The sequence below is a fragment of the Lentzea albidocapillata subsp. violacea genome, from assembly GCF_900100275.1.
Taxonomy (GTDB): Bacteria; Actinomycetota; Actinomycetes; order Mycobacteriales; family Pseudonocardiaceae; genus Lentzea; species Lentzea violacea.
In genome coordinates this window covers 332,745-347,266 of record NZ_FNET01000005.1, presented here as the reverse complement: position 1 = coordinate 347,266, position 14,522 = coordinate 332,745, and the positions used below count along the sequence as shown (strand labels likewise).

Below are 14,522 nucleotides of genomic sequence, written 5' to 3'. Positions count from 1 at the left end.
CCAGGCAGGACCTTCGTCGGGTGCAAGGGCCCGCCTGTCCCGTGGCACGATGCGCTGGTGCTGGGACGACTGCATGCCGCCGTGAGCCTGCTGACCGCCGCGACGGTCCTGACGGGCTGTAGCAGCACGGTGTCGGACGCCAAGATCACGATGGCCACCGGCAGCGAGGGCGGCGTCTACTACTCGCTCGGCAACGGCCTCGCGGACATCTGGAGCGGGCGGCTCGGCATCGTGCGGCCCCAGGTCGTCCGCACGGACGGGTCCAAGGACAACGTCCGGCGGCTCGTCAACGACCAGGCCCAGGTCGGCTTCTCGCAGGCGGACGCGCTCGACGGCGTCGAGGGTGCCTACCGGTTGCGTGCGCTGGCCCGCATGCACGACGACTACCTGCAGATCATCGTCCGCGCCGACCTGCCGGTGACGAAGCTGCGCGAGCTGTCGGGACTGCGCGTGTCGATCGGCGCCATCGGGTCGGGCGTCGAGATCATCGCGAGCCGGCTGCTGCAGGCGGAGAACGTCACGCCCCAGGCGGTGAACCTGGGCCTCGACGACTCCGCCCAGCAGATGCAGGAGGGCAGGCTCGACGCGTTCTTCTGGTCGGGCGGCCTGCCGACGAGCAGGATCACCGCCCTCACCAAGGGCCTCGGCGTGCGGATGCTCGACCTGAAGGACGAGCTGCCGCAGTTCCGCCAGCAGTTCCCCGTGTACGGGTCCGCGACGCTGCCGGCCTCGATCTACAACCTGCAGTCCGGGCCGGTCATCACGCTGGTGGTGCGCAACTTCCTGCTCGTCCACGAGTCGATGCCCGACGACGTGGCCGAAGCGCTCGTGCGGCAGCTGTTCGAGGCGCAGCCCGAGCTGGTGAAGGCGCACTCGGCGGCCCGCACGATCGAACAGCGGTCGGCCATCGAGACGTCGCCGGTGCCGTTGCACAACGGCGCCATGCGTTACTACCGCGACGCGAAGGTCTAGGCCGCGGGGAGCGTGATCACGACCTTCAGGCCACCGTCCTCTGGCGACTCCAGGGACACGGTGCCGTCGACGCGTTCGACCAGCAGCCGCACGATCGAGAGCCCCAGCCCGGAGCCCGGCACGTTCTGGTGAGCAGGGCTGCGCCAGAACCGGTCGGTGGCCCGCTCCAGCTCGTCGGGCTGCAGGCCGGGCCCGTGGTCGGCGACGGAGAGCCGGATGACGCCGCCGGACTTGCGGGCGTCGACCACGATCAGCGTGCCTTCGGCGGTGAACTTCAGGGCGTTGTCGAGCAGCGCGTCCAGGATCGTCTCGACCCCGCGTGGCGGGACGAGGGCCATGCCGACCCGTTCCCCGTCGAGCACCAGGTGCACCTCCTTCGCGGCCGCGGCCGACGACCACGCGGACAACCGCGCCGCCACGGACTTGTCGACGTCGACCGGAACCGGGTCCACGGAACTGGACTCGGCACGCGCCATGGAGAGCAGTTCGTCGAGGATGCGGTTGAGCCGGTCGGCCTCGCTCAGCGCCTCGACCTGGTGCACCTCCGCCTCCGAGTCGACGTGACCCTCCAGGTTGGACAGCCGGAGTTTCAGCGCCGTCAACGGGTTGCGCAGCTGATGTGACGCGTCGGCGACGAAGGCCCGTTGCGCGGCAAGCACATCGCTCACGTTCGCGGCCATCTGGTCGAACGACCGCGAGAGCTGACGCAGTTCCGGGGGCCCGGACTCCGCGCCCACCGGTGGCACCGGCCGGCCGGAGACGACCGCGGCGAGGAGCTTGCCGGTCGCCTCGTCCAGCGCCTGCACCGGCCGCAACGTCCAGCGCACCACCGGCAGTGCCAGCAGCACGGCGAGCGCCAGCACCAGCAGGCTTCCCGCGAGCAGCAGGGCCCACCACGCGAGCACCTCGAAGCGGGTCTTGGCGGTCGGCGAGAACGTGATCACCGCGCCGCGTACCTCGCCGTCGACCAGCACCGGTTCGGCGAGCACGACCTTGGAGGCGCTCCACGGCGCGAACAACTCCGGCGCGACCGGCAGGCGCCCGGCCAGCGCCTTGCTGACCAGGTCCTGCACGACCGGGTCACCGAGCGCGAGGTCGTTGCGCGAGGCCACCAGCGGCACGGTCGGCGCGTCGCGGCCCACCACGGCCACGCCGATGTCGTACAGCTCGTCGTAGCGCTCCAGTTCGGCCCGCAGCAGGTGCGGGCTGTCGTCGATCAACGGCCGTTGCGCCAGCGACGCGAACCGGCTGGTGTCGGTGAGCCGGTCGAGGAACATCTCCTGCTGTTCCGCGGCCGCCACGTTGCGGCCCAGCGGCACGCCGAGGCCCACGAGCACCAGCACGATCAGGGCCAGCACCACGCTCAGCAGTCGGGACCGCACAGCCCGTCACCCCACCTTGCCGCGACACGCCGGCGAAAAATCACACAATCGAGATCACACCTGCCCCAGCCGGTATCCGACGCCGCGCACGGTCTCCAGCAGCGCGGGCCTGCCGAGCTTCGTCCTCAGCGTGGCGACGTGCACGTCCAGCGTCCGGTTGGCACCGGACCACGTGCGGCCCCACACCTCGGCGAGGATCCGCTCGCGCGTGCACACCGCGCCACCCGCGGCCATCACCAGCGCGAGCACCTGGAACTCCTTGCGGGACAGGGCGACCGACTCCCCCGCGACCGTGACCTCGTGACGCCCCAGGTCGACGCGCACGTCACCGGTCTCGAACACCTCCGTGGACACCGCGCCCACACCGACCGGATCGGCACCGCGGCGACGCCGGACGGCGTGCACGCGCGCGACCAGTTCTCCCACGTCGTAAGGCTTGACCAGGTAGTCGTCGGCCCCGGCGTGCAGGCCGAGGATCCGGTCGTCGATCTCTCCTCTCGCGGACACCACGATGATCGCGACGTCCGAAGCGGCCCTGATGGCACGGCACAGCGTCACGCCGTCCATGTCGGGCAGGCCGAGGTCGAGCAGCACCACGTCGACGCCGGCGAGGCGGTCGAGCGTGCCACGGCCCGTGGCCTGCCGGTCCACCTGGAAACCCCGTCTGGTCAGGGCTGGGACCAAGGCCTCGGCGACCCTGTCGTCGTCCTCGACGAGCAGCACGCGCACTTTCGCTACCTCCCGGGCAACCGATGTCTGCCTGTGACAGAGTTGAGACCCTAAGTCTTGCTCAATGTCCTGGACTGGTGTGGTGGCGGACACCTAGGTTTCCGCCAACGCCGACGACCCCCAAATGGAGGACTGGATGACTGCCGCCTCTGCACCGCCGATGATTCGTGTGGCGGGTGTGGACAAGTTCTTCGGCCCGTTGCACGTGCTCAAGAACGTGCAGCTGGAAGTGCCGAAGGGCCAGGTCGTGGTCGTGCTGGGGCCGTCGGGTTCCGGTAAGTCGACCCTGTGCCGGACCATCAACCGCCTCGAGCCGATCGATTCCGGCGTCATCGAGGTCGACGGGCAGCCGCTTCCCGCCGAAGGAAAAGAACTGGCCCGCCTTCGTGCCGATGTCGGCATGGTGTTCCAGTCCTTCAACCTTTTCGCGCACAAGACCATCGTCGAGAACGTCATGCTCGCTCCGGTGAAGGTGCGCAGGACGCCCGCCGCCGAGGCGCGCAAGACCGCGATGGAACTGCTGGAGCGGGTCGGGATCGCGAACCAGGCCGACAAGTTCCCCGCGCAGCTCTCCGGTGGGCAGCAGCAGCGTGCGGCGATCGCCCGCGCGCTCGCGATGAAGCCCAAGGTGATGCTGTTCGACGAGCCGACCTCGGCGCTCGACCCGGAGATGGTCCAGGAGGTCCTGGACGTCATGACGGGCCTGGCCAAGGACGGGATGACCATGCTGGTCGTCACGCACGAGATGGGCTTCGCCCGCAAGGCCGCGGACCGGGTGATCTTCATGTCCGACGGCGAGGTGGTCGAGGACTCGACACCCGAAGAGTTCTTCTCGGCCCCGAAGTCCAACCGCGCGAAGGACTTCCTTGGCAAGATCCTGACTCACTAGTAGTCAGCCCACTTTCGAACGAATGGCAGGAGAAGGACGATGAGGGTTCGCACCCTTGCGGCGGTGCTGCTGACGGGCGCACTGGCCCTGACCGCGTGTGGCAAGGAGGGCAGCCCGACCGACACGGCGGCGCCCGCCGGCCTCTTCGAGGTCGCCAAGGACGTCAAGGTCGACGGCTCGCCCACGTTCGAGAAGATCAAGGCGCGCGGCGAGCTCATCGTCGGTGTCAAGGAAGACCAGCCGGGTCTGGGCTACAAGGACCCGACGACGAACAAGTACAGCGGCTTCGACATCGACATCGCGCGCCTGATCGCCGCGAAGCTCGGCTTCGACCCCGAGACGAAGATCCAGTTCAAGACGATCCAGTCCGCCGCCCGCGAGCAGGCGCTGATCAACGGGGACGTCGACTACTACGTCGGCACCTACACGATCAACGCCGGCCGCAAGGAGAAGGTCTCGTTCGCCGGACCGTACTTCGTCGCCGGCCAGGACCTCCTGATCAAGGCCGACGACACCTCGATCACCGGCAAGGACACCCTCAAGGGCAAGAAGGTGTGCTCGGTGACCGGCTCCACGCCGGCCAAGCTCATCAAGGACCAGGGCCTGACCGAACCGGGCAACGTCCTCGAGTTCCAGGGCTACTCGCAGTGCGTCACCAAGCTCCTCAACGGTGAGGTCGACGCCGTCACCACGGACGACGCGATCCTCAAGGGCTACGCCGCCGCCGAGGAGGGCAAGCTGAAGGTCGTCGGCAAGACGTTCTCCAGCGAGCCGTACGGCATCGGCCTGCCGAAGGACGACAAGGCCCTGCGCGACAAGGTGAACGACATCCTGCAGACGTCGCTGGACGACGGCTCGTGGCAGAAGATCTACGACGGCACGCTGGGCAAGTCCGGCTCGTCCGCCGAGAAGCCGAAGATCGACAGGTACTGACGGTTCCTCACGTGGCCGGTGGATCCCACGTGGGTCCGCCGGCCGTTCCTTTGAAGGCGGACGGACGGCAAGGAAACCGATGAGCGTCCTCACCAACAACCTAGATCTGTTCCTGAGCGCATTTGGCCAGACGCTCCAGCTCTTCGCGGTCTCCGCGGTGCTGTCGCTGGTGCTGGGCACGTTCCTCGCGGCGCTGAGGGTCAGCCCGGTGCCGGTGTTCCGGGGCGTCGGCACGATGTACGTGACGGTCGTGCGCAACACGCCACTGACGCTGGTCTTCGTGTTCTTCGTGTTCGCGTACCCGCTGCTGGACATCCTGAGGATCGAGCCGTACACCGCCGCGGTGGTGTCGCTGTCGCTCTACACGGCGGCATTCGTCTGCGAGGTCGTGCGATCGGGCATCAACACGGTGCCGGTCGGGCAGGCCGAGGCCTCCCGCGCGCTGGGTCTCACGTTCACGCAGATGCTCGGCAACGTGGTGCTGCCGCAGGCGTTGCGCTCGGTCGTGCCGCCGATGACGAGCACCATGATCGCTCTGCTGAAGAACACGACGGTCGCGTCCGGCTTCGCCGTCGTGCAGGCGGGCAACATCCGCGAGCAGCTGGCGGATCAGGGTGACAACGTCCTCATCGGACTCCTGTGGGTCGCACTCGGGTTCGTCATCCTGGTGATGCCGCTGACGTACGTCCAGCAGGTCTTCGAGAAGCGGTGGAGCGTGGCCCGATGAGCATGGTGCTGTTCGACGTCCCGGGTCCGAAGGCCCGCGTCCGTCACAAGATCATGGCCGTCATCGGCATCGCGGCGGTGCTCGCGGCGCTGGTGTACGTGGTGATGCGGTTCATCGTCACCGACCAGTTCACCGCCCGCAGGCTCGACTGGGTCAACTACAAGCAGATCCAGCTCTCGCTGGTCGAGGCGATCGGCAACACGCTCAGCGCGTTCGCCGTCGGCGCGGTGCTGGCACTGGCGTTCGGCGCGATCTTCGCGGCGGCGCGGCTGTCCGACCACGCGTGGGTGCGCGTTCCCGCGGCGGTGATCGTCGAGATCTTCCGCGCGATCCCGCTCGTGATCATGATGTTCTTCTTCTACTACGGCCTTCCCGTGGCCGGGGTGAAGCTGAGCGCGTTCACGGCCGTCGTGATCAGCCTGATGCTGTACAACGGCTCGGTGCTCGCGGAGATCTTCCGCGCGGGCATCAACTCGCTGCCGAAGGGCCAGAGTGAGGCCGCGTACGCGCTGGGCATGCGCAAGACGCAGGTGATGACGTTCGTGCTGCTGCCGCAGGCGTTGCGGGCCATGCTGCCGACCATCATCAGCCAGCTCGTCGTGCTGCTGAAGGACACCGCGCTCGGCTTCCTCATCACCTTCGAGGAGCTGCTGCGGTGGGGTACTCGCATCGGTGGTGACGCGGTCAACTTCGGCCGTCCGATGATCTCGGTGATGATCGTGGTCGCCCTGGTCTACATCGGACTGTGCCTGTTGCTGACGTGGCTCGCGACGTACCTCGAGAAGCGCAACCGCCGCAACAAGAAGGTCATCAAGCCCGACAACCCCGACGCGGAGAAGCCCGTCCTGATGGACGCCTCGGCCGCCGGCTGACGGAGCACGAGCGGAACGGGGCGTGTCCACATCGGACACGCCCCGTTCGCTGTTTCCGAAGGCCATCGGAAGGTCAGACGTTCCAGTCGACGACACCGCGCCAGTCCTGCCTCGCTTCCCCTACGACGTCGAGGCAGAACGTGGTGCCGGCACGGAAGTTCGTGCCGAGCAGCCGACGCGAGCGGTCACCCGCCGGGAACAGCACGGGACTGCCCGCCACCCGGTGGTCGCCGTCGCGGGACCACCGGATCCGCAGGTCGACCGGACTGGCCGTGACCCGGAGGTAGACGTCCGAGCCGTCGACGGTGATCGTGCGGACGGCGTGCAGGTCGGCGGATGCGGTGCGCATGGTCCGGAACGTATCGGCGCGAACGGAACCGGGGCGTCTCACGAAGAGTGGATCTCCCGTCAACTTTCGCGGTACGCTCGTGGTGGGGGATCTACCGCGGTGACGTCACATGAGTGAGGGGCATTGTGACGCGCGTGCTTGTAGTGGACGACCAGCCGTTGTTCAGGGCCGGCCTGGTCGCGTTGCTGAACGCTTCACCTGATCTGACCGTCGTCGGCGAGGCCGGGGACGGTGTCACCGCGTCCGCACTGGCCGAGTCGTCGAGGCCGGACGTGATCCTGCTCGACATCCGCCTGCCGGGACTGGCCTCGCTCAAACGCGTCGCGGCGTCCACGCGGGTGCTGGTGCTGACCACATTCGACCTGGACGAGTACGTCCACGAGGCGTTGCGGCTGGGCGCGGCGGGGTTCGTGCTGAAGGAGTCGGAACCGGCCCGTCTGATCGCCGCCATCACCGCCGTCGCCTCGGGCGAGATGCAGTTCGGTCCCACGGTGATGCGCAGGCTCGTGGCGGCGTACCTGAGGGGCGACTCGGCTGTGTCGCCGTGGAGTCCGGCCGGTCTGGACGAGCTGACGGATCGCGAGCGCGAGGTGCTGCGGCTGGTCGGCACCGGGCTGACGAACACGGCGATCGCGACCAGGCTGACGGTCACGGAGGGCACGGTGAAGACGCACCTCAACCGCGTGATGACGAAGCTGCGGCTGACCAGCCGGGCGCAGGCCGTGGTGATGGCCTACGAGTCCGGGCTGGTCATACCGCAGGCCGTCGCTAGGACCGCTTGAACAGCTTGTTGCCGAGCCAGACGATCGGGTCGTACTTGCGGTCGGCGACGCGCTCCTTCATGGGGATGAGCGCGTTGTCGGTGATGTGGATGTGCTCGGGACAGACCTCGCTGCAGCATTTGGTGATGTTGCAGAGACCGAGCCCGTGGTCGTCCTGCGCCTGGTCGACGCGGTCCGCGGTGTCGAGCGGGTGCATCTCCAGTTCGGCGACCCGCATGAGGAACCGCGGCCCTGAGAACGCCTCCTTGTTCTCCTCGTGGTCACGCACCACGTGGCAGGTGTTCTGGCACAGGAAGCACTCGATGCACTTGCGGAACTCCTGCGAGCGCTCGACGTCGACCTGCTGCATCCGGTACTCGCCCGGCGCCAGGTCCTTGGGCGGCGTGAACGACGGGACCTCGCGTGCCTTGGTGTAGTTGAAGGACACGTCGGTCACGAGGTCGCGGATGATCGGGAACGTCCGCATCGGCGTGACCGTGATCGTCTCCGACTCCTCGAAGATCGACATCCGGGTCATGCAGAGCAGCCGCGGCCGTCCGTTGATCTCCGCCGAACATGAGCCGCACTTGCCGGCCTTGCAGTTCCACCGCACCGCGAGGTCCGGCGTCTGCGTGGCCTGCAGCCGGTGGATGATGTCGAGGACGACCTCACCCTCGTTGACCTCGACGGTGAAGTCCTCCAGCCCACCGCCGGAGTCGTCACCGCGCCACACCCGGAACTTCCCCTGGTAGCTCATGCCAACTCCTCGGCGGTGAGGTACTTCTCCAGCTCGCTGCGGTCGAACAGGTCCAGCAGGTCGTGCCGGATCGGGATCTGCGGCTTCTCCGTCACCTGTGCCCCGTCGCCGTCGGCTTTGCACACCAGCAGTTTCCGGCGCCACTCGGCGTCCATCGACGGGTGGTCGTCGCGGGTGTGACCGCCGCGCGACTCGGTGCGCAGCAACGCCGCCTTCGCCACACACTCCGACACCAGCAGCATGTTGCGCAGGTCGAGGGCGAGGTGCCAGCCGGGGTTGAACTGCTGGTGTCCCTCGACGGTCAGCGCCTGCGCGCGTTCCTTGAGCTTCTCCAGCCGCTGCAACGCCTCTTCCATCTCACCGGCTTTCCGGATGATGCCGACGAGGTCGTTCATGGACTGCTGCAGCTCCATGTGCAGGGTGTACGGGTTCTCGCCGCCTTCCTGCTGGAAGGGTTTGAGCGCCGTGGCCCGCGCCTCGGTGACGATGTCCTCCGCCACGACAGGGCGTTCGGCCATCGCCCGCACGTACTCCGCGGCACCCGCACCGGCCCTGCGCCCGAAGACGAGCAGGTCCGACAACGAGTTGCCGCCCAGCCGGTTCGATCCGTGCATGCCGCCGGAGACCTCACCGGCCGCGAAGAGCCCTGGTACCGAAGAGGATCCGGTGTCGGGTTCCACCTCGACGCCGCCCATCACGTAGTGACAGGTCGGGCCGACCTCCATCGGCTGGGCGGTGATGTCCACATCGGCCAGTTCCTTGAACTGGTGGTGCATGGACGGCAGCCGGCGGCGGATCTCCTCGGCGGGCAGACGCGTCGACACGTCGAGGAAGACGCCACCGTGCGGCGATCCGCGCCCTGCCTTGACCTCCGAGTTGATCGCGCGGGCGACCTCGTCCCGCGGCAGCAGTTCCGGTGGGCGCCGGTTGTTCGCCTGGTCGGTGTACCAGCGGTCGGCTTCTTCCTCGTTGTCGGCGTACTTGTCCTTGAACACCTCGGGGATGTAGTCGAACATGAACCGCTTGCCGTCGGAGTTCCGCAGCACGCCACCGTCACCGCGGACGGACTCGGTGACGAGGATGCCCTTGACCGACGGCGGCCAGACCATCCCGGTGGGGTGGAACTGGATGAACTCCATGTTGATCAGCGAGGCACCGGCGCGCATCGCGAGCGCGTGGCCGTCGCCGGTGTACTCCCAGGAGTTCGAGGTGACCTTGAACGACTTGCCGATGCCGCCGGTCGCGAGGATCACCGCCGGTGCCTCGAACAGCACGAACCGGCCGGACTCGCGCCAGTAGCCGAACGCGCCGGAGATCCTGTCACCGTCCTTGACGAGCTCGGTGACGGTGAACTCCTGGAACACCCGCAGGCGTTCCTCGTAGTCGCCGAACTCCTTGAAGTCGTCCTGCTGCAACGACACGATCTTCTGCTGCAGCGTGCGGATCAGTTCGAGGCCGGTGCGGTCGCCGACGTGCGCGAGCCGCGGGTACTCGTGGCCACCGAAGTTGCGCTGCGAGATCCGGCCGTCCTTGGTGCGGTCGAACAGCGCGCCGTAGGTCTCCAGTTCCCAGACCCGTTGCGGCGCCTCCTGTGCGTGCAGTTCGGCCATGCGCCAGTTGTTGAGGAACTTGCCTCCGCGCATGGTGTCGCGGAAGTGGACCTGCCAGTTGTCGCTCTCGTTGGCGTTGCCCATGGCGGCGGCGATACCGCCCTCGGCCATGACGGTGTGGGCCTTGCCGAACAACGACTTGCAGAGAACGGCGGTGCGCAGGCCGTGCTCACGGGCCTCGATCGCGGCTCGCAGACCGGCACCACCCGCGCCGATCACGAGAACGTCGAACGAATGCCTTTCCAGCTCGGGCAAAACCACTCCTTAGTTGATGAAGCGGAGGTCGGAGATCGTTCCCGAGGCGACCAGCGCGACGTACAGGTCCGTGAGGCAGACGAAGATCAGCGAGGCCCACGCGAGTTGCATGTGCCGGTTGTTCAGCTTCGAGATCTGCGTCCACATCCAGTACCGGACCGGGTGCTTGGAGAAGTGCTTGAGCCGCCCGCCCGCGATGTGCCGGCACGAGTGGCACGACAGCGTGTACGCGGCCAGCAGGCTCACGTTGACCAGCAGGATGATGTTGCCCAGGCCGACGCCGGTGCCGAACGCGAGGACCGCGTCGTAGATGTTGATCAGCAACAGGAGTGACGCCGCGTAGAAGAAGTAGCGGTGCAGGTTCTGCGCGATCAGCGGGAACCTGGTCTCACCGGTGTACTTGCTGTGCGGCTCGGCCACCGCGCACGCGGGCGGCGACGCCCAGGCCGCGCGGTAGTAGGCCTTGCGGTAGTAGTAGCAGGTGATGCGGAATCCCAGCAGGAACGGGATGATCAGCAGCGGCGGGGTCAGGAAGCCTGGCAGCGCCGGGAACCACTGACCGAAGTGCGAGGCCGCGGGGACGCACTCCTCGGTGAGACACGGCGAGTACATCGGTGTGAGGTAGTGGTACTGGTCGACCCAGTAGTAGTCCCCCTGGAACGTGCGGAACGCCGCGTAGATCGAGATGAGCAGCAAGCCGACGAATGTCGTCAGCGGCGGCAACCACCATCGGTCCGTGCGCAGAGTCCTGGCGGCGATCTCTGCCCTCGCCATTACTCACCTTTCTGGGGGTCCACGTCGTTGTGGAGGAAACGCGTAACGGCCCCCGCTGTCTGCGAGGGCCGTAAGTAAGGACTGGGTCAGGTCCGGTTCCGGTACCCACCGAGCCCTTCGTCGTCCGCGTCCTTCCAGAGCGACTCGTCGTAAGGCGTGTCTGGCACGACCACGACCTCGCGTTCCACTTGAGGCGCTTCACGTTGCCTCGGGGTGCTCAGGTCGACGAGTTCGGTGGCGTCGATGTCCATGCGTTCCACGTCGTTGGCCAGGCGTTGCACGGCTGCCACGTCGCCGTACCTGGTGCGCAGGTTGCTGACGGCATGCCGCATCTGGCCGATGACCCGGCGCAGCTCGACGATCTCCGTGGAGTTCATGGGACACCTCCGTTCAAGGTCGTGCCCCGCACTCTGCCCAATCTCAAGCCATGTGACAAGCACCACACGCCAAGATTCAAAACTGGTCGCCTCCCATCTACTGAATCGTTTTTGTGTCTGCGACCAGCCATGACTTACTGTGTGTGGCGTCACGCCCGTTCGTGGGACGCCACCGTTGTCGTCTCGTAAGGGCCCCACCACGGCCCGTGATGACCCGGAGATACCCATGACCGAACTGCATCCTGTTCTGACAGAGGTGACACGCCGGATCGCCGCCCGAAGCGCCGATTCACGCCGTGCGTACCTCGAGCGCGTGGCCGCCGCCGCGCAGGACGGAACGTCCCGGTCCGGCTTCGCCTGCAGCAACCTCGCGCACGGCTTCGCCGGAATCACCGGCGGCGACAAGGCCGCGCTGCGCGCGCTGCGCAAGTCCAACGTCGCGATCGTCTCGTCCTACAACGACATGCTGTCGGCCCACCAGCCGTTCCAGGAGTACCCGTCCTGGATCAAGGACGCGGTCCGCGCTGTCGGCGGCGTGTCCCAGTTCGCGGGCGGTGTGCCCGCGATGTGCGACGGCATCACCCAGGGCCGCGAGGGCATGGAGCTGTCGCTGTTCAGCCGCGACGTCATCGCGATGTCGACCGGTGTCGCCCTGTCACACGAGATGTTCGACGCCGCGGTACTGCTCGGCGTGTGCGACAAGATCGTGCCGGGCCTGCTGATCGGCGCGCTGTCGTTCGGGCACCTGCCGTCGATCCTGGTGCCCGCGGGCCCGATGTCGTCCGGCCTGTCGAACAAGGAGAAGGCCCGCGTCCGGCAGCTGTACGCGGAGGGCAAGGCGTCCCGCGAGGACCTGCTGGAGGCCGAGGCCGCCTCGTACCACTCCCCCGGCACCTGCACGTTCTACGGCACCGCGAACTCGAACCAGATGGTCGTCGAGGTCATGGGCCTGCACCTGCCGGGCGCCTCGTTCGTGCCGCCGGGCACGGGTCTGCGGCGCGCGTTGACCGAGTACGCCGGCCGCCGCGCCGTCGAGATGGCCAAGGGCGAGGGCTACACCCCGATCGCGCACGTCGTCGACGAGAAGGCCGTCGTCAACGGCGTCGTCGCCCTGCTGGCGACCGGCGGCTCGACGAACCACACGATGCACCTGGTCGCCATCGCCGCCGCCGCGGGCATCGAGCTGAGCTGGGACGACTTCTCCGACCTGTCCTCGGTGGTGCCGCTGATCGCGCGGGTCTACCCGAACGGCGGCGCCGACATCAACCACTTCCAGGCGGCGGGCGGCGTCCAGTTCGTCGTGGGCACCCTGCTGGACTCCGGCCTCCTGCACGCCGACGTCAACACCGTCGCCGGCCACGGCCTGGACCGCTATCGACAGGAACCGATGCTGGCCGACGGCGAACTGATCTGGGTCGACGGCCCCGGCCGCTCCCTGGACCTAGAGGTCCTGCGCCCGGCCTCCGACCCGTTCGCCTCGGACGGCGGCCTGCGCATGCTCGCCGGCAACCTGGGCCGCGCCGTCATCAAGGTCTCGGCCGTGGCGACGGAGAACCACGTCGTCGAGGCCCCGGCCCGCGTCTTCACCACGCAGGAGGCGTTCCAGGAGGCCTTCAGGGCGGGCGAACTGGACCGCGACGTCGTCGTGGTGGTCCGCCAGCAGGGCCCGCAGGCCAACGGCATGCCCGAACTCCACAAGCTCACCCCGCCACTCGGCGTCCTGATGGACCGCGGCTACAAGGTCGCCCTCGTGACCGACGGCCGCATGTCCGGCGCCTCGGGCAAGATCCCGGCCGCCATCCAGCTCACCCCGGAAGCCGCGGTCGGCGGCCCGCTCGGCCGAGTCCGCGACGGCGACGTCGTGCGCCTGGACGCCACCGCCGGAACCCTGGAGGTCCGGGTGCCCGCGGAGGAGCTGGCGACCCGCCCGCTGGTGGACTTCCCGCCGACCAGCCGCGAGTGGATGGGCACGGGCCGCGAGCTCTTCGCCGCCCTGCGCCGTAGCGTCGGACCGGCCGACCGGGGCGCGACGGTGTTCGGCCCGATCACCGCCGACCACTTCGCCCCGGTCACCCACCACTAGCCGTCCTACCCGGCACCACCAATATATTGGTCCTCGACACACAGCTGACCTGCGCCTTAGCAATGACTCTTTGGACTTCGTCGTCAAAAGACCCATTGCAAAGGCGCGGCGAAGCCCGCCCAGACCCAGCCCGCCAACCCGTCCGCAGACCGCGCCGACCTCACCGCCCAGCCCGTCCGCTACCGCCCTGCTACCCGCCCGGATGCCATTGCAATGAGTCTTTTGACTTCGTCCGCAAACGTATTTTGCATCCGGCGAGAGGCAGCAGGCGTGCGGTCGCCGGGCGTGAGGGCAGTCGGCAGACTGATATGCGATATATCGGTTTCGGTTCCACACCGGCCCCAGATTCGGCCCAGTTCCGCAAGGAGAGCAGCAGTGACCAACGGTGACAATCTTCGGGTGACCACTGGCGCGGACCTCCTCGGTCTGTCGCCCGTCATCCCCGTCGTCGTGGTCGACGACGCCGACCACGCGGTGCCGCTCGCCCGGGCACTGCTGCGCGGTGGCGTTCGCGTCATCGAGCTCACGCTGCGCACCCCTGCCGCACTGGCCGCGATCGAGAACGTCGCGCGCGAGGTCCCTGAGATCGTGATCGGCGCGGGCACCGTCACGGCACCGGAGCACGCGGAGCAGGCGGCGAAGGCCGGGGCGGCGTTCCTCGTCACTCCCGGCACGACCGACCGGGTGCTCGACGCGGCGGACGCGACCGGACTGCCGTACCTGCCGGGCGCGGCGACGGTGTCCGAGGTGCTGCGGCTGGCCGAGCGCGGGCTGACCGCGCTGAAGTTCTTCCCGGCCGAGGCGGCGGGCGGGGTCGACTACCTGAAGTCGATCGGCGGTCCGGTCCCGCACGTGCGGTTCTGCCCGACCGGCGGCATCACCCCGCAGACCGCGCCGAACTACCTCGCGCTGCCGAACGTCGGTTGCGTCGGCGGCTCGTGGCTGGCTCCCAAGGACGCGCTCGTGCAGGGCGACTGGGACCGCATCGAGACCCTTGCGCGCGAGGCTTCACAACTCGGGTAACCGAGATCACGGACCGGAAGTTCGGCTCA

15 protein-coding genes are annotated in these 14,522 nt (G+C 68.0%); 8 read left to right on the top strand and 7 right to left on the bottom strand.

The window, feature by feature from the left end:
• Nucleotides 1–57: 57 nt before the first annotated feature.
• Entirely contained in the window at nt 58–972 is a 915-nt protein-coding gene (locus BLR21_RS14675; RefSeq protein ID WP_256334678.1) for a TAXI family TRAP transporter solute-binding subunit, read from the top strand.
• Here BLR21_RS14675 and BLR21_RS14670 read toward each other — a convergent pair.
• Nucleotides 969–2,354, bottom strand: a complete 1,386-nt coding sequence (locus BLR21_RS14670) for a sensor histidine kinase (protein ID WP_090006367.1) — start codon at nt 2,352–2,354, stop codon at nt 969–971. The genes BLR21_RS14675 and BLR21_RS14670 overlap by 4 nt on opposite strands.
• 54 nt (nt 2,355–2,408) lie before the next feature.
• Nucleotides 2,409–3,083, bottom strand: coding sequence for a response regulator transcription factor (locus BLR21_RS14665; protein WP_030474685.1), 675 nt, complete (start codon nt 3,081–3,083; stop codon nt 2,409–2,411).
• Between the two features lie 160 nt (nt 3,084–3,243).
• On the opposite strand from BLR21_RS14665, the gene BLR21_RS14660 reads away from it, so the two are divergent.
• The 4 genes from BLR21_RS14660 to BLR21_RS14645 all read left to right on the top strand — a co-directional run bounded on the left by BLR21_RS14660 (nt 3,244) and on the right by BLR21_RS14645 (nt 6,504).
• A complete protein-coding gene (locus tag BLR21_RS14660) occupies nt 3,244–3,972 on the top strand; it encodes an amino acid ABC transporter ATP-binding protein (RefSeq protein ID WP_176929645.1) in 729 nt (242 codons plus the stop codon).
• 39 nt (nt 3,973–4,011) lie between these two features.
• On the top strand, nt 4,012–4,905 hold the full coding sequence (locus BLR21_RS14655) for a glutamate ABC transporter substrate-binding protein (RefSeq protein WP_090006366.1): 894 nt from the start codon (nt 4,012–4,014) through the stop codon (nt 4,903–4,905).
• 79 nt (nt 4,906–4,984) lie between these two features.
• A complete protein-coding gene (locus BLR21_RS14650; protein ID WP_090006365.1) occupies nt 4,985–5,632 on the top strand; it encodes an amino acid ABC transporter permease in 648 nt (215 codons plus the stop codon).
• Nucleotides 5,629–6,504, top strand: coding sequence for an amino acid ABC transporter permease (locus BLR21_RS14645; protein WP_090006485.1), 876 nt, complete (start codon nt 5,629–5,631; stop codon nt 6,502–6,504). Before BLR21_RS14650 ends, BLR21_RS14645 begins: the two co-directional genes overlap by 4 nt.
• A 73-nt stretch (nt 6,505–6,577) precedes the next feature.
• Here the strand turns inward: BLR21_RS14645 and BLR21_RS14640 are convergent, their stop codons facing one another.
• Nucleotides 6,578–6,853, bottom strand: a complete 276-nt coding sequence (locus tag BLR21_RS14640) for a hypothetical protein (RefSeq protein WP_090006364.1) — start codon at nt 6,851–6,853, stop codon at nt 6,578–6,580.
• A 134-nt stretch (nt 6,854–6,987) separates the two neighbouring features.
• Between BLR21_RS14640 and BLR21_RS14635 the strand changes: the two genes are divergently transcribed.
• Nucleotides 6,988–7,635: a response regulator gene (locus BLR21_RS14635; RefSeq protein ID WP_090006484.1), complete on the top strand. Its 648-nt coding sequence runs from the start codon at nt 6,988–6,990 to the stop codon at nt 7,633–7,635.
• Here the strand turns inward: BLR21_RS14635 and BLR21_RS14630 are convergent.
• The 4 genes from BLR21_RS14630 to BLR21_RS14615 form a co-directional block, all read right to left on the bottom strand.
• The gene (locus tag BLR21_RS14630; protein WP_090006363.1) at nt 7,622–8,371 is read right to left on the bottom strand and encodes a succinate dehydrogenase/fumarate reductase iron-sulfur subunit; all 750 of its coding nucleotides are present in this window, start codon (nt 8,369–8,371) and stop codon (nt 7,622–7,624) included. The two genes, BLR21_RS14635 and BLR21_RS14630, sit on opposite strands and share 14 nt — an antisense overlap.
• Nucleotides 8,368–10,236, bottom strand: coding sequence for a fumarate reductase/succinate dehydrogenase flavoprotein subunit (locus tag BLR21_RS14625; RefSeq protein ID WP_090006483.1), 1,869 nt, complete (start codon nt 10,234–10,236; stop codon nt 8,368–8,370). Before BLR21_RS14625 ends, BLR21_RS14630 begins: the two co-directional genes overlap by 4 nt.
• 9 nt (nt 10,237–10,245) lie before the next feature.
• The gene (locus tag BLR21_RS14620) at nt 10,246–11,010 is read right to left on the bottom strand and encodes a hypothetical protein (RefSeq protein WP_090006362.1); all 765 of its coding nucleotides are present in this window, start codon (nt 11,008–11,010) and stop codon (nt 10,246–10,248) included.
• An 86-nt stretch (nt 11,011–11,096) separates the two neighbouring features.
• The gene (locus BLR21_RS14615; protein ID WP_030474675.1) at nt 11,097–11,387 is read right to left on the bottom strand and encodes a hypothetical protein; all 291 of its coding nucleotides are present in this window, start codon (nt 11,385–11,387) and stop codon (nt 11,097–11,099) included.
• A gap of 226 nt (nt 11,388–11,613) precedes the next feature.
• Here BLR21_RS14615 and edd point away from each other — a divergent pair, with 226 nt between their 5' ends.
• Together edd and eda are read left to right on the top strand one after the other, a co-directional pair.
• The gene (gene edd / locus BLR21_RS14610; protein ID WP_176929632.1) at nt 11,614–13,470 is read left to right on the top strand and encodes a phosphogluconate dehydratase; all 1,857 of its coding nucleotides are present in this window, start codon (nt 11,614–11,616) and stop codon (nt 13,468–13,470) included.
• A 399-nt stretch (nt 13,471–13,869) separates the two neighbouring features.
• On the top strand, nt 13,870–14,493 hold the full coding sequence (eda, locus tag BLR21_RS14605) for a bifunctional 4-hydroxy-2-oxoglutarate aldolase/2-dehydro-3-deoxy-phosphogluconate aldolase (protein ID WP_090006481.1): 624 nt from the start codon (nt 13,870–13,872) through the stop codon (nt 14,491–14,493).
• Nucleotides 14,494–14,522 lie beyond the last annotated feature (29 nt).